Genomic DNA, 22,419 nt, shown 5'->3' with positions numbered 1-22,419 from the left:
TGATTCGTGGGATATTTTATGGAGGTCACCATTTATGGAACTTTTTGATAGTCTTAAACAAAAGATCAACGGACAAAACAAAACCATTGTATTTCCTGAAGGGGAAGATGTACGAGTATTAGGCGCCGCTAGCCGTTTAGCCGCCGACGGGCTGATCAAGGCCATCGTCTTGGGCAAGCAAAGCGAAATCGAAAAGACAGCCACTGATAACGCCATCGACCTAAGTCCATTAGAGATTTTGGACCCTGCTACGATGCCAGCTGACAAGCACCAAGCGATGCTGGATGCTTTAGTTGAACGGCGTCATGGTAAGAACACTGTTGAACAGGCTGAAAAGATGCTGGAAGACCCTAACTATATTGGGACCATGATGGTTTACATGGACCAAGCTGATGGGATGGTCTCCGGTGCCATTCATCCAACTGGTGATACTGTTCGTCCTGCCTTACAAATTATCAAGACTAAGGAAGGCGTCAAGCGAATCAGTGGGGCCTTCATCATGCAAAAAGGTGATGAACGTTACGTCTTCGCTGATTGTGCCATCAACATTGAATTAGATGCTGCTGGGATGGCTGAAGTTGCCGTTGAAAGTGCTCATACGGCTAAAGTCTTCGATATTGACCCTAAGGTTGCTTTGCTTAGCTTCTCCACGAAGGGTTCTGCTAAGGGTGAAATGGTCACTAAGGTTCAAGAAGCTACCAAGATTGCTCATGAAACGGCACCAGATTTGGCCGTTGATGGGGAATTACAATTTGATGCTTCCTTTGTCCCAAGTGTTGCCGCTCAAAAGGCGCCAGACTCTAAAGTTGCTGGTCATGCCAACGTCTTTGTCTTCCCAGAACTACAATCCGGGAACATTGGTTACAAGATTGCACAACGCTTCGGTGGATTCGAAGCGATTGGACCAATCTTGCAAGGCTTGAACAAACCAGTTTCTGACTTGTCTCGTGGTTGCAATGAAGAAGATGTTTACAAGGTTGCCATTATCACGGCGGCCCAGTCTTTAAACTAATTGAATTTATCTTGAATTGATCTAGTACCCGAATTGCTATTCGTTAGCGGTTCGGGTACTATTTGTTAGGATTACTAGAGTGGGAGTGCTAGAAGTGGCTGTCAGCAATGGGGGGACATGGCTTTCACTTCCGCGTTGATAATGTTAATCTAAAAATAATAATCTGTTTAAAAAGGGGTTACCAAGAATGTTTGAAATAACGGTTACTAGTCCGGAAGAAACGATGGCTTTGGGGCAGCAGTTGGCACCTGGATTAGCTGCACAAGATGTGATTTTGTTGGACGGTGACTTAGGTGCTGGGAAGACGACGTTCACCAAGGGATTGGCGGCTGGATTAGGCATCAAGCGCAACGTGAAAAGTCCCACCTTTACCATCATTCGTGAGTACCAGGGCGGCCGGTTACCCCTGTATCATATGGACGTTTATCGTCTGGAAGATGGTAGCGGGGACGAGTTGGGCCTCGATGAATACTTTAACGGAGATGGCGTGAACGTGGTTGAATGGTCCAAGTTTATTGAGGATGAGCTGCCTGAAAATTATCTGCGAATCGTGTTCAAACGTGACGACGATGCAGGTGAAAGCCAGCGGACTTTGCGGTTTGAACCTGTCGGCGACCGGTTTACCCAACTTGTTCAGCAACTGGAGGCCACCCAAAAATGAGTGAAGAAGTTGCAATCCGCCTACCAGAGCCAGCAGATGCTGCGAACTTGCTAGCGTTGTTGGCACGTTTACAAACGGAGAGCGATACGTTTTGTTTAGCCAACGCCGATGAAACGATTAGTGCCGCACAAGAAGCAGATCAATTGGATCAAATCCAACAGAGCTCACGGCACCTGGTTCTTGTTGCCAGCTTGGGGGATGAACTTCTAGGCGTTTGTTCAATCGTTCCCACGCCACAGGGAAACGTCGGTGAATTAGGAATTGCTGTGGAAAAGTCGTACTGGCACCAGGGAATTGGTACAGCGCTGGTTGACGAAGCCCTCTACTGGGCTGAAGCGGCTAGTTCGTTGGTGGCCATTGGTCTGACCGTTCAGACACGAAACGTTGCTGCTGTAAAACTCTACGAAAAATTAGGCTTTACCCGCACAGAGATGCCAATTGAGACCGTGACCACGGCCGATGGTGAACAAGTTTCAGCCATTGAAATGGTCTATCGGTTGCCGGTGGATCCCGACTGATCTCTAATGCACATTTAAGCCAGGTAAAAAGGGCAACCGGTGTCCAGGACCAAGATCCTAGACAGTTGTTGCTCATTTAATTTAGTTGGAGGATTAGACTGAAACCACTGATAAGTCACTCCCCAAATGGGGATGAAAGCGGTATCCTTAAAGTGTATGGAACTTGAGGAGGGTGTTTGGATGTATCAGGCGAATGAACAACGTTACGATAATATGGTTTATAATCGATTAGGAATTAGTGGTCTCAAACTATCAGCAATTGGGCTGGGACTATGGAATAATTTTGGGAGTGTTGACCCCTTTGACACGCAGCGCGCAATTGTTCATCAAGCGTTTGATTTGGGGATTACGTACTTTGATTTAGCTAATAATTATGGACCAGTTCCTGGGAGCGCCGAGGAAAATTTTGGTCGGATCATGGCCAGCGATATGAAACCATATCGGGATGAAATGGTGATTGCCAGCAAGGCAGGCTACGTGATGTGGCCTGGACCTTACGGTAATTGGGGGTCCCGCAAAAGTATCATTGCGAGTGCTAATCAGAGCTTGAAGCGGACCGGTCTAGATTATTTTGATATTTTCTACAGTCATCGGCCAGATCCTGCTACTGACCCTGAGGAGACGGCTTTAACGCTGGACCAGTTGGTGCGCGACGGGAAGACCCTCTACGTTGGTATTTCCAATTATAATGGTGCACAGACGAAGGTCATGGTCGATATTTTCCGGGACCTCAAGACACCGTTTATTATTCATCAACCCCGCTATAACATGTTGAATCGTCAGGTTGAAGACGATGTCTTACCGATTTTAACAGCTGAAAATAAGGCCGCAGTTAGTTTCAGTTCGTTGTGTCAGGGACTATTAACGGACAAATACTTACATGGTATTCCAGCCAACTCGCGAGCTAACAAGGGGACGATTCCTTTCTTGGAGCCAGCCCAAGTCGAACAGACACTTACGACTGTCAAACGGTTGAATGAAGTTGCAGCGAGTCGCCATCAAAGCTTGGCGCAAATGGCACTGGCCTGGAATTTACGGCAACCAGCCATTGCGAGCGTCTTGATTGGTGCTAGTCGGCCTGAACAGGTTGTCGCCAATGTTCAGGCGTTAGATCATTTAACATTTACTGCTGCCGAGCTAGAACGAATCGATCAGATTTTGGCACAGCAAGCCCCAATTACCTGGAAAGCCTAAACGGAAATAATGGCGTGGTCAGGCAAGATATCTAGCTAATGAACATTTGCGCTCAGAGGTAAGTGTTCACTGCTTCCTGACGCACGTTTCGGCAGACTGAGTTGTGAAAGGCAAAATATACTAAAAGCAGGACTGCAAAATCGATTTGGTTTTACAGTCCTGCTTTTAGTATATTTAAGAATTGAAATTCACGTTTAATTTTACGCGTTGATCGTTACAAATGGCTTCAACGGTTGGGTTCCAAAGTGGTTGGCTTCGTACAATAAAATATTGGCACAGGCCAAACTGTCATCCAACGCATTGTGGTGATGGTGCAGGTCGATGTTTAGTTCGTCACAGACCGTATTCAATTTGTGATTGGGAAATTCTGGGAAGAACTTCCGACTAGTCTTGACCGTGTCTAGCGTTAGGTAACGGGCCGTCGGTAAGTTGTAATGTTCCAGACTACTCCGCAGGACGCCGTTGTCAAAGGGGGCGTTATGCGCAATGACAAGACGATCACGTTGAAAGAAGGGGGCCACGTGGTCCCAAACTTCAGGGAAAGTGGGAGCATTGGCGACGTCTTTTTCGTGGATCCCGTGGATTTGAACGTTTCGCCAGAAAAAATCGGTATCGGGTTTGATCAATGAGTAAAATTCGTCAACGACCTGGCTATTACGTACAATGGTCAGTGCTAATGAGCAGGCACTGTAACGTTGGCCGTTGGCCGTTTCAAAATCCATGGCAACGAAGTTCACGAATGAATCCTTCCTTTCAGTTTTATGCTTCGACAGTGAGACCGTCGACGTTGAGTTCAACTGGGCAGTGGTCAGAACCCATGACTTGGTCTAAAATCTGCACACTAGTTAATTGTGGCTGTAACCGGTTGCTAGTAATGAAGTAGTCGATGCGCCAGCCAGCATTGTTGTCACGAGCGTGGAACCGATAGCTCCACCATGAGTAACGTTCAGTTGCATCGGGATTGAAGTAACGGAAGGTATCTGTGTAACCGGCTCCCAGTAAGTCGGTGAACTTTTCACGTTCATCATCGGTAAAGCCAGCATTCTTATGATTCGTTTTGGGATTCTTTAAATCAATTTCGGTGTGCGCAACGTTGAGGTCGCCACAGAAAATGATGGGTTTCTTAGCGTTTAGTTGGTTCACAAATTTCAGGAAGGCCTTCTCCCAGCCCATGCGGAAGTCCAACCGTTTGAGTCCGCTACCTGAGTTAGGAGTGTAACAGGTCAGTACGTAGAAATCTGGATATTCTAGGGTAATGGTCCGGCCCTCGTGGTCAAAGTCAGGGGCATCGATACCATAGATGACATTCAACGGTTTGTGTTTCGTAAATAGGGCCGTTCCTGAGTAACCTTTACGTTCAGCATAATTCCAGTATTGATAGTATCCAGGTAGGTCTAAGTCAATCTGACCAGCTTGAAGCTTCGTTTCCTGGACACCAAAGAAATCGGCATCTAGGTCCTGAAAGGTGTCCACAAACCCTTTTTTTACAATTGCCCGCAGGCCGTTTACATTCCAAGAAATAAATTTCATGACTGCACCTCCACTAACTGTGTTTAGTATACCAGAAATGTTAGATTTTGCTTTGATTGATGCGTTCGCTCCCGATGATGCTTGTTTTCATGGTAAAATAGATTTATTGACTGTCAATCTTGTTTGGCCGATGAACGGCAAAACAGGGCCAAACATTTGCGGAACGAAGGGAAAATAATGATGATGGAAGACATAGCGACGGCATTTCCAACGATTGAAATTTTACGTAACGAGCCTCTGGCTCACTATACGCATACGAAGACCGGTGGACCTGCTGACTATTTAGCATTTCCAACGAATATTCAGGAAACAAAATCATTGCTGGCTTATGCGAACCAAATTGGCCTTCCCATTACGGTAGTGGGTAACGCTAGCAACTTGATTGTTCGAGACGGCGGTATTCGTGGCCTGGTCATGATTTTAACGAAGATGAACGCTATTACAACGGATGGTCAGACGGTGACGGCAGAGGCTGGAGCCGCTCTGATCAAGACCACGCAGGTGGCACAGGCGCATGGACTGACCGGGTTAGAGTTTGCTGCTGGAATTCCTGGTAGCGTCGGTGGGGCCATTTTTATGAATGCTGGAGCTTACGGCGGTGAAATCAAAGAAGTCGCAGTTGCTGCTGAGGTTTTGACTCCTGCGGGAGAGATTCGGACCTTGACCCAGACTGAGCTTGACTTTGGATACCGGCACAGTTCGATTCAGGATTATAACGATATCGTGTTGACGGCGACGTTTGCTCTCCAAGTCGGCGATAAGGCGGAAATTCAGGCTAAAATGGATGATTTAAATGCTCGTCGGGCTGCAAAACAGCCACTGGAACTACCTTCTTGTGGGAGTGTTTTCAAGCGGCCAGAGGGTCATTACACTGGCCAACTGATTCAAGCAGCCGGTCTACAAGGCTATCAGATGGGTGGCGCGCAGGTTTCCATGAAGCATGCCGGCTTTATTGTGAACATTGATCATGCTACGGCAACGGACTACTTGGACTTAATTCATCACATTCAGGCGGTCATTTTAAAAGAAGACGATGTGCACTTGGAAACTGAAGTCCGCATCATTGGTGATGAACCACATACAAAATAAAAAGAGGGGGGACCTTATGTGCCAATTGTTGAAGCAGTGATCCTGTTGATTGTGTTAGTCCTGTTTTCTAATATTATCAGTCACTACCTCACGTTTATTCCAGTTAGTTTGATTCAAATTGCCCTAGGGCTTTTGGTGGCTTTAATTTGGAAATTTGAAGTACCACTTGAAACTGACTGGTTTTTGCTACTATTTATTGCCCCGTTACTGTATAACGATGGCCGGCGTTTTCCCCGACGGGAACTTTGGCGGCTGCGGGGACCAATTTTTGCAAACGCCATCTGGTTGGTCTTTCTGACCACGATTTTGGGTGGGTTCTTGATTTATGAATTGATTCCTAAGATGCCACTGACGGTGGCTTTCGCGTTGGCCGCGATTTTATCACCAACCGACCCAGTGGCCGTGCAGTCCATTTCAAAACAAGCTAAGCTCCCAGACAGTTTGATGCATTTGGTGAGTGGTGAAAGTTTAATTAATGACGCAAGTGGCCTGATTGCGTTTAAATACGCAATTGCTGCTACGGTGACTGGCGCTTTCTCAATGGGGACAGCCGTGGGTGATTTCTTTTACATCAGTATCGTCGGGTTCCTATCCGGTTTAATTTTTATGACAGCTATTCAATTATTGATGGATATCTTGCGTCGGCAAGGAATCGATGACGTGATTTTTAACACTGTTTTGCAGATTGCGACGCCCTTTGTCGTATACTTGGTGACGGAAGAAATTACGCACGCCTCTGGAGTTATCGCAGTGGTGACTGCTGGGGTGCTGTATCACGCCCGGGAAAACCGAATCGTGGAGGATTCGCCAGAATTAAAACTGGTTACTGAAAAGGTTTGGGATATCATTATCTACTCGCTAAACGGAATCGTGTTTGTGATTTTGGGAATCGAGCTACCCGTGGCAACGTCGCAAGTTATCAAGGGTGGCCAGTTTAATACCTGGGAAGCCTTGTTCTTTGCGTTTGTGACCTGGGTTATCATCGTAGTGATCCGAACGGTTTGGACGTACGGATATGTGCTTTATGAACGAATAACGCATAAGGCACCCCAAAATCGGCCAGGTTTGCGGATGTCAATTCTTTCAGGATTGTCTGGCGTGCGGGGAGCTGTGACCATGGCCGGTGTCTTGTCAGTTCCAATGACCATTGCTTCTGGTGCTGGTTTTCCAACGCGTTCGTTGATGCTGTTTGTGGCGTCCGGCGTGATTATCATCAGTCTGGTGGCCGCGACGATTACGTTACCGCTGATCTCAACGTCAGGCCAACCGTTACAAACGCGGGCTAGCGCCAGTGATGAAGGGGCCAACGACATTGACTTGGATGCCGATGGTGAAGAAATCCCAGCTGATCCCGTCCGAAAGATTAGTGAGGATGAAGCTCGGGCGTATATCATGCGGCTGGCAATTTCAAAAATTGAAGAATTGCGTCGCCCCAACAACCAGCGAGCGGCGTATGACCTAATTTTAGATTATCAATTTGTCATTCGTCGATTAGAAATGAATTATCGCGCGGACACCGCTATGCAGAAGGTTTTGGAGGATGAAATCAAACTTCGAGAAGTCACTTTGGCCGGTGAACGAGCCTCCCTTAAAGAATTGCGAAAGGGCGAAAAAATTACCCAAACGAGTTACGTGGGGGCACTACGCCGAATTGAAAACCTAGAAAATCGGTTAACACAGGTGGCTGGGCACACTATGCCAAGTGTTCTGCGTTACTGGCGGGTTTTCTTTAAGCACATGATTCGTAACGCTGCCTATTGGTTGCATTCCGAAGATACGGACCGGCTACATGCTGAGAATAATTTGATTGAGCGTGAGACGGCCAAGGCCGCTATCAAGTCTCTGTCACAGTATCTGGCAAGTTCCGACGTCGATGAAACCCAGTTTGATAATCAAGCTGTGTACCATTTGTTGGTACAGTACCGTAACCGGATTGAGCGCGCTAAAGCTGAATCTGCCCCGACTCATGAGGAAGAGTACCAACATCAGATCAACACGATGCGGGTCAGGGCGTTGGGAGCAGAGCGTTCTGGTATTCAAACGTTGCTTGAGGCCGGGAACATTACCTGGAACATGGCTTCACACCTTCGGCAGTACGTGAACTACTCAGAAAATGTGTTAGTTATGTCGTTGAATAACGATGAGTAGGCTTAAAAAGATTAGAATGATCAAAAGAGACCTGGAAATTGCTTCCAGGTCTCTTTATGTATAATGAATTAGTCTTCGTGTTGAGCGCTCATGATCAAGTAGAGAATCCAGTAACAGAACAACTGAATGAAGGTCATCAGGATAACAAAGATCCACATGTTAGGATTCCACATGTCGAGTAATGGTCGAATAAATTGTTCCGGATTTAAAAAGAGGTAGACCGTGTGAATCCGCAGGAAGCGGCCGATATAGAGCCCCACCGCCGTTAGAAAGGTCAGCACACAGACGATGAGTAGTCGCGCCCACCGGTTGCCTTTGGCTAATCGTTGTGTAATCGCATCACTGACGTGGTTAAGGCTCCAGAAGCCCAAAAATGTACAGCTAATGGCACTGACAATCATATAGGTAAAGTATATCCAGAGATGTGGTGTGACTCTTAGCAGGCCACTCAGGGCGTATGGCTGGAGCAAGGATAAATGGAATAGGTCCGTTAAGAGATAAGGGGCGTTAGGATAGAAGAGCAGCCACAGGAGTACCAAGGGCCAAAAAAGCCAACCGCTCTTAGGGTGTTGACGACCAATATGAAAGCTTAGTTCAATGGGGATGGCTCCCAAGAAGGTGTTGAGTACCAGGAATGAGAAGGGGTCCTTAGCACGGAAAAACAAGAAAATAAGCCACGCCATAAAGAAGACGCGAATTTCCCACCGAGCACGCCGATTCATAAGCCGTCACCGATCCTTTCGTAAGTCTGTACCCCTATTCTACAGCGAGAAGGCCGGGAATTGGCACAATATGACTTCTATGTTAACAGATTATTTTCATTAAAATAACCGGAATATTTGAGTTTAAAGAATCCGTAAGTTTTCCGATAAATTTCGACGTCCAGACGGTCATTGTTCCCTTTCAGGGCGAAATGTGTGCGGTGCCGTGCTATAATAAAATCTGAATTCAATTTGGAGGGAAAGTCATGAACCTGGATTGGGGAAATCTCCTTACTATAGGAAATTTAGTCAACCTCCTCGACATTCTGGTAGTGTGGTTCGTCATTTATGAATTGATCGTGATGTTACGGGGAACGAAAGCCATTCAGTTGTTCCGTGGGGTCATCTTGATTCTGATCGTACGATTCGTCAGCGCCTACCTAGGCCTAAATACCGTGTCGTGGTTGGTTGATCAAGTTATTAATTGGGGTGTTATTGCGATTATTATCGTCTTTCAACCTGAAATTAGACGGGGGTTGGAGCACCTTGGACGAGGCTCGCTATTTGTACGGGTTCGTCACGAAAATGAAGCCGCTAATCACATGATTGAAGGGTTGGATAAGGCCATTCAGTACATGTCCAAGCGTCGGATCGGTGCCTTGATGACGATTCAGCGAGATACGGGTCTGGAAGACTATATCGAAACGGGAATCGACTTGGATGCCGAGTTGACTGGTGAGTTATTGATCAATATCTTTATTCCGAACACGCCACTCCACGATGGTGCGGTTATCATTCGTGATAACCGGATTGCCGTGGCAGCGGCCTACTTACCACTGTCCGAAAGCAATCTGATTCCTAAGGAATTGGGAACGCGTCACCGGGCAGCCGTAGGTATCTCAGAAGTGACGGATGCGTTGACCATCGTCATCTCTGAAGAAACAGGTGAAGTCTCCATTACGAAAAATAACGAGTTACTTCGTGGCCTGACTCAATCTGATTATCTAAAGTTCCTGCGTAACGAACTGGTAAACGAAGAGGCAACTGATGATGGGAACTTCTTTGTGAAACTGTTTGACTGGTTCGATCAACGGTTCAGAGGGGGGCGGCGCTAATGAAAAATGAGCGTTACACAACGTGGTTGTATCGCATTCTGGCGTTGATCCTCGCTATTCTACTATTCTTCTACGTGAACAGTACGAAGTCGTCCAGTAACAACCAATCAACTAACTCGGATAATAATACGTCTCTGACGGCCACTAAAACGATGACCGTGTCGGTCCCTTTACAACTTAACGTGAACAGTAATAAGTATTTTGTGACCGGGTATCCGTCGAAGGTCAAGGTGACTTTAAAGGGTCCATTAGCTCTAGTAACCACAACAGCGAATACGCAAAACTTTAAAGTTTATGCGGCCTTAAGTGATTTAGGAACCGGTAAACATAAGGTTACTTTGCATCAAGAAGGGTTGAATCATGAGATTCAATCAACTATCGCTCCGGCGAAGATCACCGTGGATATCGAGCCACGACGAACCGTTTCGTTTCCAGTTAAGGTGAAGTACAATAGTCAAAATATTGCCGCGGGGTATTCAGCCGGGAAGGCCACTTCCGATACGACGACGGTCAAGGCAACCGGTGCAGCAAACGAAATTTCCCGAATCAAGGAAGTTATTGCCCAACTGACGGTACCTCAGAATTCCAAGAAGACCCTCAATAGTCAGGCTGTTATTGAAGCTCTCGACAGCAGTGGCAAGACGGTCAACGTAATTCTCACACCATCGACGACGACAGTTAATTTGCCGATTACGTCTGATGGTCAAGGAAAGAAAGTTGGAATCAATTTAAATGCTAAGAACGGGTCGTCCGGAACGACGTATAAACTAACCAGTAACGTGTCAAAAGTTACTGCGTATGGGAGCTCGTCGCAATTAAAGAAATTGTCTAACGTTGACGTTGATGTAGATGTTAGTGACGTCAAGGACCAGTCGACCAAGACGGTTACGCTGGATACGAGCGATAATAACGTGACGGCATTTGATCCTACGACGATCAAGGTCACGGTTAAAGCAACGACAAAATAACACTAGTTGGAGAAATGAGGAAATTTAACATGAAGTATTTTGGAACTGATGGTGTCCGGGGGGTCGCTAACCAAGAGCTGACTCCCGAGTTAGCGTTCAAGGTTGGTCGGTTTGGCGGTTACGTACTGACCCAACATGCGGATAGTGAAAATGCTCATCCACAAGTCTTAGTAGCCCGGGATACCCGAATTTCTGGACAATTGTTGGAAAACGCCTTGGTGGCTGGTCTCTTATCCGTAGGGATTGAAGTTCTGCGGTTGGGGGTTATCACGACGCCTGCCGTTGCTTACTTAGTGCGGACGCAGGGAGCTGCCGCTGGGGTCATGATCACGGCTTCCCACAATCCTGCTGAATATAACGGCATCAAGTATTTCGGGAACGACGGTTATAAGCTGTCTGATGAAATGGAAGAAGAAATTGAAGCCCTATTAGACGGAGAAAACGACGAATTACCACGGCCAACGACCGATGGTCTCGGGACGGTTGAAGATTATTCCGAAGGTAGTCAAAAGTACATTCAGTTCCTGGAACAAACGATTGCGGATGACTTGGATGGCTTGCACATCGCGGTTGATGCCGCTAATGGGTCAACGAGCGGCTTAGTTTCGCGACTGTATGCGGACTTTGATTTGGACTTCGATACCATTGCGACGACGCCTAATGGGTTGAACATTAACGACCAAGTGGGTTCTACGCATCCTGAACAACTACAGAAGTTCGTGGTTGAAAAAGGCGCAGCGATTGGGTTGGCCTTTGATGGTGACGGTGATCGGTGTATTGCGGTCGATGAAAACGGGAATATCGTAGATGGTGACAAGATTATGTACATTTGCGGTAAGTACATGGCTGAACATGGGCGTCTGAAGAAAGATACCATTGTGACCACTGTGATGAGTAACCTAGGGATGTATAAAGCCATGGAAGCTCACGACTTGAAGTCAGTGAAGACCAAAGTTGGGGACCGATATGTGGTTGAAGAAATGTTGAAGTCTGGCTACAACTTGGGTGGCGAACAGTCCGGACATATTGTCTTCTTGGACTTCAACACTACCGGAGATGGCTTACTAACGAGTCTGCAATTACTGCACATTTTAAAGGCAACCGGGAAGAAGCTTTCTGAACTGGCTGCTGACGTCACGACTTACCCACAGAAATTGGTTAACGTGAAGGTTGCTGATAAGCAGGCTGCGCAAGAAAATCCTAAGGTCAAGGCAATGATTGCGACGGTTGAAAAGGAAATGAACGGTGACGGTCGTGTGTTAGTGCGTCCTTCTGGAACAGAACCCCTTTTACGGGTCATGGCGGAAGCACCAACCAAAGAGACGGTTTCGGCTTACGTTGATCGAATCGTCGCAGTTGTTCGTGCTGAGGTTGGCGTGGAATAAGCAATTAGAGGGTGACTACTTGTGAGAGTGGGCATCCTTTTTTTGAAAATACAATGATAGACCATTTTTGAACTTTCTAATTGACAACCCCCTAAGAAGGCTGTAAAGTATAGTCATTCAGGAATGTTTTTCAAAGTGTTTCAGTCTATACCAATTAATTAGAAAAGGGATACATTTCTTAAATTCATAAAAAACTGACCCGTCCGGTCGAACCGGGTATGGCGTCAAGCAAAGGAAGAAAAATTATGTGTGGAATTGTTGGTGTTACGGGGAACGACAACGCAGTCAAGATTTTAGTTGAGGGCCTCCAGAAGTTGGAATACCGGGGCTATGATTCAGCTGGTATTTACGTAAATGATCAAAAGGGCGAAGACTACTTGGTCAAGACCAAGGGGCGAATCGCTGATTTACGTGAAAAAATTACGCCAGATGTTCACGGATCAACCGGGATTGGTCATACACGTTGGGCAACCCATGGGGTAGTTAGCGTTGATAATGCGCATCCTCATTTCTCTAACGATGACCGGTTCTACCTGGTCCACAACGGTGTCATCGACAACTTCCAAGAATTAAAAGCGAAGTACTTGAGTGACGTTCCTTTCCGGAGCCAAACGGATACTGAAGTGGTTGTTCAATTGATCGACAAATTTGCTGTTGAAGATAAGTTAGATGCTAAGCAAGCCTTCTTAAAGACGTTGAGCTTGTTAAAGGGGTCTTCATATGCCTTCTTAATGATGGATCGGGAACAACCTGACACATTATTTGTTGCAAAGAATAAGAGTCCACTGTTGATTGGTGTGGGCGAAGGCTTTAACGTCGTTTGTTCTGATGCTTTGGCAATGTTACGAGAAACCCATGACTTCTTAGAATTAATGGATGGTGAAGTTGTGACCATCACGCCTGACAAGGTGGCTATTCAAGATGCTGAAGGTAATGCCGTAGAACGGAAGCCATTCCATGTTGATATGAACGCTGACGAAGCTGATAAGGGAACTTACCCATTCTACATGTTAAAAGAAGTCGATGAACAACCTAACGTGATGCGCAAGTTGGCTCAGACTTACTTGTCAGAACATGGCGAACCCCAAATTGATAATACGTTGTTGAAAGCTATGAAGGATGCTGATCGGTTATACATCGTTGGTGCTGGTACCAGTTACCACGCCGGGTTAGTTGGAAAGCGGCTCTTTGAAAATTTGGCCCACATTCCAACGGAAGTGCACGTCTCTTCCGAGTTTGCCTACGAGCAACCGATGTTGTCTGAAAAGCCATTCTTTATCTTCCTGACACAGTCCGGTGAAACGGCTGATAGTCGTGAGGTCTTGGTTAACGTCAATGATGCTGGCTACCCAAGCTTGACAATTACCAACGTCCAAAACTCCACGTTATCCCGTGAAGCCACTTACACGTTGCTACTCCATGCTGGTCCAGAAATTGCCGTTGCTTCTACGAAAGCCTACACCGCCCAAATTGCATTGGAGGCTATCCTGGCTAAAGCTTTAGGTCAGATGACGGGTCAGATCATTGCCCAAAACTTTAACATTCGCCAGCAACTTGGTTTGGTTGCTACGGGAATGCAAGCCATTGTTGATGAAAAGGACAAGTTGGAGAAGATTTCTAGTGACTACCTGTTGCAGACCAACCGAGCCTTCTACATCGGCCGAGGCCTCGATCACGCCGTTTCTTTGGAAGCAGCGTTGAAGCTGAAGGAAATTTCGTACATTCAATGTGAAGGTTTTGCTTCCGGTGAATTGAAACACGGAACTATCGCCTTGATTGAAGAGGGGACGCCAGTGATTGGATTTATTACCCAAGCGAAGACGGCCGGCTTGACTCGGAGCAACTTGCAAGAAACGATGGCGCGAGGTGCTAAGACCTTTACGATTGTTCGGGAAAGCTTAGCCATTAAAGGTGATGACTTAGTCTTGCCTGACGTTGATGAAATGTTGATGCCGTTGTTGAGTGTGGTTCCTGCTCAGTTGTTAGCCTACTACACCAGTTTGAATAAAGGGCTGGATGTTGATAAGCCACGGAACTTAGCTAAGAGTGTAACTGTTGAATAAGTAATGTAGATGCGAACACCTTTCCTTGTGAAGGGGCGTTCGCATTTTTATTTTGTGAAAAGCTCTTCAGATTAGGAATGATGGCGCTTTCGACGCTGGTTTCGACAAGCTTTTCACTTGCGGAAAATGCCATTTCATTGTATAGTATCTTTAAATATGAATGAAAACGGTGGTGAAAACGATGAAGTATACAAAGCGCGTTGACGCCCATAAAAACCAGAAACAAAAGGACGCCACATTCGAAAAATTTCGGAAACAGCAAAATGAGTTAAGTGCTAATCGTCGGGGAATTCGGCGTAAGTAGGATGATTACTGGACAACAGTAGGTCGTCCTTTTTTTATTCGCTAGTATCTGAATTAATTGTCGAGTTATCTACTTAAGTGGAAATTTGATTAGTGAATGGTACAATTTTTCTGAAAACTAACGGTTCTTTGCCCAAAATCATGAGAAAAATGAGCAAAATCCTTGCAAAATTGGTCTAGAGCACTTATAATCGGACTATACCATTAAGAGAGGGAGACTGAATGATATGAAACAAGTAACGAACATGGATCTACAAATTGTAAATGATAAGAAGACCGGCGGGTACGTTGGATTTGAGATTTTTAAACGCGCTTTGGATAACGGGGCCCAGGTTTTAGGACTCGCTACGGGAAGTACGCCAATTAGTATTTACGATGAATTAGGTGCTAGTGACTTGGATTTCAGTCAATTAACATCGGTTAACCTGGACGAGTACGTGGGGTTAGATGCTAATCACCCACAAAGTTACCACTATTTCATGCAACAACACTTATTTAACCAAAAACCATTCGCACAATCATTTGTTCCAGACGGGTCTAACTTGGATGCTGAGTCCGCTACGCACGACTATGATCAAATTATTGCTGCTCACCCAATTGACTTGCAACTTTTGGGTTTGGGTCAAAACGGCCACATCGGTTTCAACGAACCTGGTACTGACCCGGAATCAACCACCCATAAAGTGGCATTGACCGAATCAACTATTGCCGCTAATGCACGATTCTTTGATAACGCTAATGACGTTCCCCGTTATGCCTACTCAATGGGGATTGGATCGATTCTGAAGTCTAAACAAATCCTGATTGCAGCGTATGGTGAGGCTAAGGCTGCGGCTGTTTCAGCCATGATTCAAGGCCCAATTACACCAGATGTTCCAGCCAGTTATTTGCAGACTCATCCGAATGTAACGGTAATTTTGGATGAAGCTGCAGCTAGTCAGTTAGATTAATCATTTTGGGCAACCAGTGGTTCTCTATAAAATTTTCTTTCAGCAAGAAGCCAAGTTATGGTATTCTTGACCTGAAAGCGATTTTAAGGGGGAAACCGGTAAAATGAAGCGAACAAAACGATGGCTACTTGCAGCACTGATTGTTGGTGCTGGAGTTGGTGGCTTTAATTTAAACCAAGGGGCAGGTCATGCGGCGACTTCGACTCCGGACTCGTTTATTTCGAGTCTTAAGAGCCCCGTGAAGTCGGTGGCTAATCAATATAAACTGTATCCTTCTGTTATGATGGCACAAGCAGCATTAGAGAGCGGCTGGGGGACCAGTGCGCTGACTACGACCGCCAATAATTACTTTGGTATTAAAGGGAGTTACAACGGGGCCTCTGTGACCATGCAAACTTCTGAATATGACTCTAATGGCCAGCTGTACTACACGAATGCAGCTTTTAAGAAGTATCCCAGCGCTAAGGCTTCCATGACGGATAATGCTACGTTGTTACGTAATGGGACGAGTTATAATCCGAATATTTACAGTGGTACTTGGCGTGAAAATGCCAGTTCCTATACGTCTGCTGCTAATGCGCTGACGGGGACCTATGCCACGGCGCCGACCTATGGCGCTAGTCTGATTAAACTTATTAAGCAATATAGTTTAAACACGCTCTTAGATGGGAATACCACATCTTCCTCAAATAATAATACAACTAGTGAAGCGGATAAGGTACAGTACGCAACGGCCACCTATAATGGTGCTAGCGGGACACAGACGGCCCGCTTGAGTGGTAAGTATAGTAGTTATCGAATGTACAACCACGTCAAGAATACGCGGGCTGGTGTGACCAAAACAGCTTGGAGTAAGGTGGGCGCATACAAAGGGCGACTGGTTTATTTGGATATGCGGGCAGTTAAGAAGGATCCCACTACCAGGAAGAAGACCACGTGGTATCGGATTCGTTACAGCAAGAGCACCTCAGCTAAGAAGTACTGGGTTTACACCAGTGCACTGACATTACCGACTATCAAGTACACCAGCGGCTCCGCTACTGTAAAAATTAACAATGGGGTTAGCGGCAGTTACTACGATCACGTTTTTAATTCTCCCTACCTGGCGAAGTCTAAGGGCTCTCTTAGCAAGTTAAAAGGGAAATCTTACAAGGCGGATAGTCAAGCAGTTAAGACGCAAGACGGCGTGAAGACGACCTGGTATCGGATTAAAGTGGCTGGCAAGCAATATTGGATTGCCTCCACGGAGACAGCAGCCAGTGCTCAGTATGATTATGTGATATACGCCAGCGCTACTGGAACTAAAAAACTAAGTGCTAAATATAGCAAATACCATTTGTACAATCACGTTAAGAAAACCCATTTTAATCAAAAAAGTTTTGATTGGCCTAAGGGTGTGAAGAAGGGAACGAAGGTCACCGTTAATTATAAGGGCGTTAAAACTGCCTATAAGACGACCTGGTACCGCGTCCGCTTCAATGGCAACAAAACGAATTACTGGGTGGATTCACGAGCCCTCGCATAAATTAGATTTAGGAGGTCTGGGACAAAAGTCTCAGACCTCTTCTTATAAAATTTTACGCTGTTGAAAGAGCCTTAGAAGGCAGTTAACGCTGCTTAATCTCAAGCGGTCAAATGTTCAAAACCAGGATCTATCGACGTCGGAGGTTAATGCTGACTAGCTAATTGCCCGCCGTCTCACTTCCCTTTTTGGTCTAAAGAAAAGTCTAAGGCTGAATAGAAAGTTCCCATGAATCTCAAATATTTGGTATAATACAACAGACTAAGCCCGGTTCTATTGACGGGTGGCACAGGTAACGTAAAAACTGAGTTAGGAAGTTTAATTCATGGATAATTCTTACAAAATCAAAGTTCAAAACGTCACCAAGGAATACGACCTTTATAAGAGTCAGGCCGAAAAGTTACGGGCGTTTTTCTCCTTACGGAATTCGACAGTGCCTCATTTCTGGTCACTGATGGGAATCTCACTTGAAGTGAAGTCCGGTGAAACGTTAGGTTTAATCGGGGTTAATGGTTCCGGTAAGTCGACGCTCTCGAACATTATTTCTGGGATTATTCCCCAAACAACTGGGGGAGTTGAAGTTCGGGGTGATACCTCAATCATTGCTATTGGTGCTGGACTTCGTGGTAATTTAACAGGACTGGAAAATATTCGTTTGAAGGCCTTGATGCAAGGACTTACAAACCCGGAAATCGATGCCCTGATGGATGATATCGTTTCGTTTGCGGATATTGGTGATTTCTTGTATCAGCCCGTTAAAAGCTATTCTTCAGGGATGAAGTCGCGGCTAGGTTTCTCCATTGCTGTGCACGTTAATCCGGACATTTTAATTATTGATGAAGCTTTGTCCGTAGGGGACGATACCTTCTACCAAAAATGTGTGGATAAGATTGCTGAATTTAAGGATGAAGGGAAGACTATTGTCTTTGTCAGTCACTCTTTGAAGCAGATTGAAATCTTATGTGACCGGGTTGCCTGGATCCATTATGGAACGTTGAAGGAACTTGGAGCCACAAAAGATGTTGTGAAGCACTACCGTGAGTTTACGAAGTGGTTCAAGGGTCAGACTAAAGCTGAGAAGAAGCACTTCCAACGTCAAATGAAGGCCAACCAGAAGACCTTCGATATTGATGCTTATCAGCAACAAGTTACCGAAGAACGGCAACAGGCGAAGCCTAACGACAGCAACGTTGCTGCCGAGGTGAAGAAGAGTTTCTACGGATCCGTTATCAGTGAAAAGATGAGCTGGGGCAATCGTATTCTGACGTTAGCTGTGGGGGTACTGTTCGTTTTGACGTGTTTGGTCAACGTTTCAGGTCATTCGCTGGGGGATGTTTTGCAGAACCCAGGCAGCATTGTGCATCCAGAGACGGTTTTACATGATGCCAACAAGACGTCAGCCGTTAAGTAGAATTAGAAAATAATAAGAAAACAGATAGATTTTTATCATTTATCGTGTTATCTTTAAGTTACCATTTATTTACCCCTTTATTAGATTTCCCAATGAATCGAATAGAGGTTTATCTCTCATTTGGTGAAGAACTAAATGGCAAGGTCGGGATCGTGTGCCCGGCCTTTTTTGTGCAATTTTAGATTTTTAGGTAACCGCTAAGAAAATTTAATTCTTTTCAACCGTCGTAAATGTTAGCACAGCCCACCTTTCAATAAAAAAATTGGTAAAATCTATAATTATTTTCAGAAAGCGGTTGACAGCGCTTACAAATGTCGGTATATTATATACGTAAGGTATTAATAATTACCTTCTAATCAATTCTCTTTCTCTCTTATGCCGACCACTGCCATTCCCTGGTAGTGGTTTTGTTTTGTCTAAAATCACGGTATAATAGAAAATTGTGCGGAGGTGAGTAGTGATGAAAAGTCACGAAGTATTTACACTAATTGAGGAAATTACCCGATTAGATGGTAGTAAGTATATGGAAGTCAGCAATATGGTTCAAAATGGTCGGGCGGAGTTAGCCGTAGAACGGGGATTGATTAAACAAGTTCGGATTCTACAGTTGAACATTGCCCACACGCCTCACGTTCAAGCCTATGAAGACTATGTTAATGAGCATTACACCATGCCTGATGAGGATTTTAAAACTTTTCAGGAGTGGGATAAGCCGGCAGAAGTTCAGGAGGAAGTCCAAGCCATTCTGCACGAAAATCATATTGGTTAGAAAAAATCTCATAAAAATTTCATAATTCACTTGTTTTACCCCTGAATGCATGTTATAACTAACTCATAGCAATTCTTGCTCCGTAGTTCAGCGGTAGAATAATTGACTGTTAATCAAGAGGTCGCTGGTTCGATCCCAGCCGGAGCAGTCGTCAAGAGGGTTCAGAATGAATAGTTCTGAACCTTTTTTCGTACAATCGGCAGGTAAATTCATTTAACGGTCGATAAGTCAAAAGTTATCTCAACCCGTACTTTTTTTAATGATTGGGACGCAAAAGTGTGGTACTCAACTAATAATCGTGCTACTATGAAAACGGATTCACATGTCTACATATTTTAACTTTTTTTGGAGGGAGTTATACTTATGAAAAAATCTTTAACCGTTTTAAGTGCGTTGTTAATGTTGTCAGGTGCGGGTGCTGGTATTCCTCTGAGTCAGGTAATTGCGCCAACACCGACTGCCCAAGCCGCGAGTCTGAATGCTGCTAAGCTCGCAAATGGTAAGTACCGGATTGCTTACAGTATTCTCAAGACAGGCACCAGTACACCTTCTGATGCGGCGGCTTACTTTAGTTTGAAGGCAAATGTGGTTGCCAAAAACAAGAAGACGTCAGTGGCTTTGAAAACTACTGCAGCAGCTAACCAGATGATTCAATCAATTACTTTGGGTGGCAAGCAGGCGAAGGTGACCAAGTCTACTACTGGGAACGTTTATACGTTTAGTCACGTTAACTTGAAAAAGAGTCAGACCATTAGTTTTGCTTTGAACATTCCCAATATGCCACAAATCATGAAAGAATCCGCCACGCTTAAATTTAAGACGAGTTCGTTAGCTGCAACATCTAAGGTGAAGTTGAGTACGAAGAAAATCAAGGCTAAGGCCAAGAAGGTTGCTGGGACCACGACTAAAGGTGCTAAAGTCACCGTTAAGCATGGGACTAAGACTTTAGGTAAAGTGACAAGTAAAAAGAAGGCTTATACGGTCAAATTGAAGAAGGCCGTTAAGAAGAGCTGGAAGTTAAAGGTTACCGCTTCTAAGGCTGGGTACAAGACCGTAACGAAGACCGTTACCGTTAAGTAAGTGGAAAAATCACTGCCAAGTCGGTGGTGATTTTTTGCGTATTCAAATAAAGAAATGGGGGAGCAATAATGCAACAATTTAGACGATTTTTACAAGTCGTGGGATTGCTGATGCTGGGCATCGTTGCGGTGAGCTTCAACCAAACGCAAGCTGTGCATGCCGCAACGACTCTAGACGATGGCATCTATCGGGTGCCCATGAAAATTATTAAGGCGGACTCAGGGTCCACCTCTTCGGCCAACGCATTTTTTGGTGATACAGCTGTGGTTCGAACAAAGAATGGCCAGTATACTGTGATGATTACGTCGAATGGTGAGCAGTATATCAAATCAATGAAAGTCGCTGGGGCAACTCTGACCTTGGCGAAAACGGTCGATAGTCAAGCAATTTATCAATTTAGTTTGGCTAAGCCAGTTAGTCCGTTGGCGACTTCCTTCAATTTGACAACGCCAATGGGGGCAATGAAGGAATCAGCTCGAATGACGCTTGCCTGGGACCAGGCCAAGGCGGTTTCATCGGACGCCACGGCGGCTAACTTGTTGAGTCAGGCGGAAAAGTTGGCGAAAACCACGGTTAACTCGAGTAGTCATTCGGCAGTTAGTGAGCCGAAAGCAACAACGACCAAGAGTACGACGGCTACTTCTTCTATTTCTAAGCCGGCAACTAAGTCAGCAGAATACTGGAAATATCAGGTGATTCAAGGCAACAAAATGAAGAAATCTGATGCTGATCAGTACTATACGGATGTTGCTAAGGTAGTTCCAACCAAAACTGGGTATCAAGTTACCTTAAACGTGAAGTATGCGAAGTCGTTAAAATTGGGCCCTAAGGCAGTTGTACCAGAGGCCATCAACGGCCAGTCACCGCAGAACGTCAGCTATGGCCAGAGTGGGAGTAATTATACAATGTCCTATACTTTTACGATTTCAAGCTTACGAGATCTAACCAAGCGCCTGATTCCTGGTAAGATTCACGTGACAGTGCCTGCCCTAAATATTAGTCAAACATTTCCAGTGCGCTTTCGATTTGCGGCGAGTGGTGCCGCCAACCTAGCATCGGCGGCTAACGTGAGCGCGTTACCTAAGAAGACGGTTGCGAAGCCTGGTGCGGCACCGGCTGCTAGCCGTGCAACAAGCGCCGCTAAACTGCCCGAGACTGGTCACCAGCGCAATCTTGCGGCAACTGTAGTGGGAAGTGTTCTTTTAGGGACACTAATTATCTGGGGAGGTAAGCGTCATGCGTAAAATGTTAAGCTTACTCCTGCTCCTCTGTACGGTTGCTGTGGGTGTTTATTGGGCTAAGCCAGCGCTTGCCCAGGATGTCAGCTATTCGGCGCTGAAGTACGGCACCAATCAAACGTCAATGGCAAGCGGGTATTTTGTTCGCCCAGCTAAGGTGGTTGTTAAAAACCATGCGTACGTGGTAACTATGGACATTAAGACGGCCAAAAAGTTGACCAGTTGGCCGGTTACAGTGACTTCAGTGAACGGCCAATCTCCGCAGAATGTTCATAAAAAAAAGGACGCTGCTGGGAACTCACATCTTTACTATTCATTTACGACCACGAGTTTGAAGTCACGAATCAATGCGAAGTTGTCGATAAATGTGCCCAAAGTTTACAAGGCTAAGCACAATATTTCGTTTAAATTTCAAACCAAGGGTCTGCCGGAACTTAACACGTCGACCGCTAAAAAAACGACGACAGCTCCGGTAACCAATAAAGCGGGTTCAGCATCTGCATCAGAAAAGACGTCAGCTAGTTCGGCTAGTAGCACTAAGCCGTCCGCGACGAGTTCTAAGCCCACTACTAGTTCCATCTCGAACGGTAGTCACCAATCTAGCACTTCTTCCACAGCTAAGTCTCAGGAGGCGGATAGTGCCGCTAAGGTTCCTGCGCAAAAGACCCATTGGGGTGGCTTGATTGGGGGAATTGTAGCAATCGTAGTTCTGGTTGGCGGTGGTAGTTGGTGGTACTTCGGACGTCATTAGGAGGTCGGTCT

Annotated in this window: 22 protein-coding genes and 1 tRNA gene; 20 read left to right on the top strand and 3 right to left on the bottom strand. The window is 45.6% G+C overall.

Features of this window, described 5'->3' with window-relative positions:
* Positions 1-34 precede the first annotated feature (34 nt).
* From pta to AB3Y94_RS04655, 4 genes are all read left to right on the top strand, one after another.
* Complete coding sequence (pta, locus tag AB3Y94_RS04670; protein ID WP_125683536.1) at positions 35-1,012, top strand: phosphate acetyltransferase; 978 nt, start codon at positions 35-37, stop codon at positions 1,010-1,012.
* Between the two features lie 187 nt (positions 1,013-1,199).
* Positions 1,200-1,673, top strand: coding sequence for a tRNA (adenosine(37)-N6)-threonylcarbamoyltransferase complex ATPase subunit type 1 TsaE (gene tsaE / locus AB3Y94_RS04665; RefSeq protein ID WP_125684787.1), 474 nt, complete (start codon positions 1,200-1,202; stop codon positions 1,671-1,673).
* Positions 1,670-2,191: a GNAT family N-acetyltransferase gene (locus AB3Y94_RS04660; RefSeq protein ID WP_367295234.1), complete on the top strand. Its 522-nt coding sequence runs from the start codon at positions 1,670-1,672 to the stop codon at positions 2,189-2,191. Before tsaE ends, AB3Y94_RS04660 begins: the two co-directional genes overlap by 4 nt.
* 180 nt (positions 2,192-2,371) lie before the next feature.
* Complete coding sequence (locus AB3Y94_RS04655) at positions 2,372-3,385, top strand: aldo/keto reductase (RefSeq protein ID WP_367295233.1); 1,014 nt, start codon at positions 2,372-2,374, stop codon at positions 3,383-3,385.
* Positions 3,386-3,585: 200 nt separating this feature from the next.
* Here AB3Y94_RS04655 and AB3Y94_RS04650 read toward each other — a convergent pair whose 3' ends face one another.
* Complete coding sequence (locus AB3Y94_RS04650) at positions 3,586-4,122, bottom strand: 3'-5' exonuclease (protein ID WP_367295232.1); 537 nt, start codon at positions 4,120-4,122, stop codon at positions 3,586-3,588.
* A 22-nt stretch (positions 4,123-4,144) separates the two neighbouring features.
* Positions 4,145-4,915: an exodeoxyribonuclease III gene (locus AB3Y94_RS04645; protein WP_367295231.1), complete on the bottom strand. Its 771-nt coding sequence runs from the start codon at positions 4,913-4,915 to the stop codon at positions 4,145-4,147.
* Between AB3Y94_RS04645 and AB3Y94_RS04640 the strand changes: the two genes are divergently transcribed.
* From AB3Y94_RS04640 to AB3Y94_RS04630, 3 genes are read left to right on the top strand one after another with little or no spacing between them, the layout of a single operon-like run.
* Complete coding sequence (locus AB3Y94_RS04640; RefSeq protein WP_367295230.1) at positions 4,914-5,093, top strand: hypothetical protein; 180 nt, start codon at positions 4,914-4,916, stop codon at positions 5,091-5,093. The two genes, AB3Y94_RS04645 and AB3Y94_RS04640, sit on opposite strands and share 2 nt — an antisense overlap.
* Positions 5,093-6,004: a UDP-N-acetylmuramate dehydrogenase gene (gene murB, locus AB3Y94_RS04635; RefSeq protein ID WP_367295229.1), complete on the top strand. Its 912-nt coding sequence runs from the start codon at positions 5,093-5,095 to the stop codon at positions 6,002-6,004. The genes AB3Y94_RS04640 and murB overlap by 1 nt, the downstream gene beginning before the upstream one ends.
* Positions 6,005-6,022: 18 nt before the next feature.
* A complete protein-coding gene (locus tag AB3Y94_RS04630) occupies positions 6,023-8,152 on the top strand; it encodes a cation:proton antiporter (RefSeq protein ID WP_367295228.1) in 2,130 nt (709 codons plus the stop codon).
* Between the two features lie 68 nt (positions 8,153-8,220).
* On the opposite strand, the gene AB3Y94_RS04625 is transcribed toward AB3Y94_RS04630, so the two are convergent.
* Complete coding sequence (locus tag AB3Y94_RS04625; RefSeq protein WP_367295227.1) at positions 8,221-8,874, bottom strand: DUF1361 domain-containing protein; 654 nt, start codon at positions 8,872-8,874, stop codon at positions 8,221-8,223.
* A gap of 245 nt (positions 8,875-9,119) precedes the next feature.
* On the opposite strand from AB3Y94_RS04625, the gene cdaA reads away from it, so the two are divergent.
* From cdaA to AB3Y94_RS04560, 13 genes are all read left to right on the top strand, one after another.
* A complete protein-coding gene (gene cdaA, locus AB3Y94_RS04620) occupies positions 9,120-9,968 on the top strand; it encodes a diadenylate cyclase CdaA (RefSeq protein ID WP_125684801.1) in 849 nt (282 codons plus the stop codon).
* The gene (locus tag AB3Y94_RS04615) at positions 9,968-10,936 is read left to right on the top strand and encodes a YbbR-like domain-containing protein (RefSeq protein ID WP_367295226.1); all 969 of its coding nucleotides are present in this window, start codon (positions 9,968-9,970) and stop codon (positions 10,934-10,936) included. The genes cdaA and AB3Y94_RS04615 overlap by 1 nt, the downstream gene beginning before the upstream one ends.
* A gap of 29 nt (positions 10,937-10,965) precedes the next feature.
* Entirely contained in the window at positions 10,966-12,321 is a 1,356-nt protein-coding gene (gene glmM / locus AB3Y94_RS04610) for a phosphoglucosamine mutase (RefSeq protein ID WP_367295225.1), read from the top strand.
* 245 nt (positions 12,322-12,566) lie between these two features.
* Positions 12,567-14,384 (top strand): glutamine--fructose-6-phosphate transaminase (isomerizing), encoded by a 1,818-nt coding sequence (gene glmS, locus AB3Y94_RS04605; RefSeq protein ID WP_367295224.1) that lies wholly within the window; start codon positions 12,567-12,569, stop codon positions 14,382-14,384.
* A 181-nt stretch (positions 14,385-14,565) separates the two neighbouring features.
* The gene (locus AB3Y94_RS04600; protein ID WP_263853481.1) at positions 14,566-14,688 is read left to right on the top strand and encodes a hypothetical protein; all 123 of its coding nucleotides are present in this window, start codon (positions 14,566-14,568) and stop codon (positions 14,686-14,688) included.
* A 244-nt stretch (positions 14,689-14,932) separates the two neighbouring features.
* Positions 14,933-15,637 carry a glucosamine-6-phosphate deaminase gene (locus AB3Y94_RS04595; RefSeq protein ID WP_367296482.1) on the top strand — a complete coding sequence of 235 codons (705 nt, stop codon included), beginning with the start codon at positions 14,933-14,935 and terminating at the stop codon, positions 15,635-15,637.
* A 103-nt stretch (positions 15,638-15,740) separates the two neighbouring features.
* Positions 15,741-17,162 (top strand): glycoside hydrolase family 73 protein, encoded by a 1,422-nt coding sequence (locus AB3Y94_RS04590; protein WP_367295223.1) that lies wholly within the window; start codon positions 15,741-15,743, stop codon positions 17,160-17,162.
* A 322-nt stretch (positions 17,163-17,484) separates the two neighbouring features.
* On the top strand, positions 17,485-18,570 hold the full coding sequence (locus AB3Y94_RS04585) for an ABC transporter ATP-binding protein (protein WP_367295222.1): 1,086 nt from the start codon (positions 17,485-17,487) through the stop codon (positions 18,568-18,570).
* A gap of 460 nt (positions 18,571-19,030) precedes the next feature.
* On the top strand, positions 19,031-19,339 hold the full coding sequence (locus AB3Y94_RS04580; RefSeq protein WP_367295221.1) for a hypothetical protein: 309 nt from the start codon (positions 19,031-19,033) through the stop codon (positions 19,337-19,339).
* 76 nt (positions 19,340-19,415) lie between these two features.
* Positions 19,416-19,487, top strand: a tRNA-Asn gene (locus tag AB3Y94_RS04575).
* Positions 19,488-19,702: 215 nt separating this feature from the next.
* Positions 19,703-20,419 carry an NEAT domain-containing protein gene (locus tag AB3Y94_RS04570; protein ID WP_367295220.1) on the top strand — a complete coding sequence of 239 codons (717 nt, stop codon included), beginning with the start codon at positions 19,703-19,705 and terminating at the stop codon, positions 20,417-20,419.
* 68 nt (positions 20,420-20,487) lie between these two features.
* Positions 20,488-21,663: an NEAT domain-containing protein gene (locus AB3Y94_RS04565; protein ID WP_367295219.1), complete on the top strand. Its 1,176-nt coding sequence runs from the start codon at positions 20,488-20,490 to the stop codon at positions 21,661-21,663.
* Positions 21,656-22,408, top strand: a complete 753-nt coding sequence (locus AB3Y94_RS04560) for an NEAT domain-containing protein (protein WP_367295218.1) — start codon at positions 21,656-21,658, stop codon at positions 22,406-22,408. Before AB3Y94_RS04565 ends, AB3Y94_RS04560 begins: the two co-directional genes overlap by 8 nt.
* Positions 22,409-22,419: the final 11 nt, after the last annotated feature.

The organism is Levilactobacillus yonginensis (assembly GCF_964065165.1).
GTDB lineage: Bacteria > Bacillota > Bacilli > Lactobacillales > Lactobacillaceae > Levilactobacillus > Levilactobacillus yonginensis_A.
The sequence above is the reverse complement of the archived record's forward strand: the minus strand, read 5'-3'. Positions and strand labels throughout refer to the sequence as shown.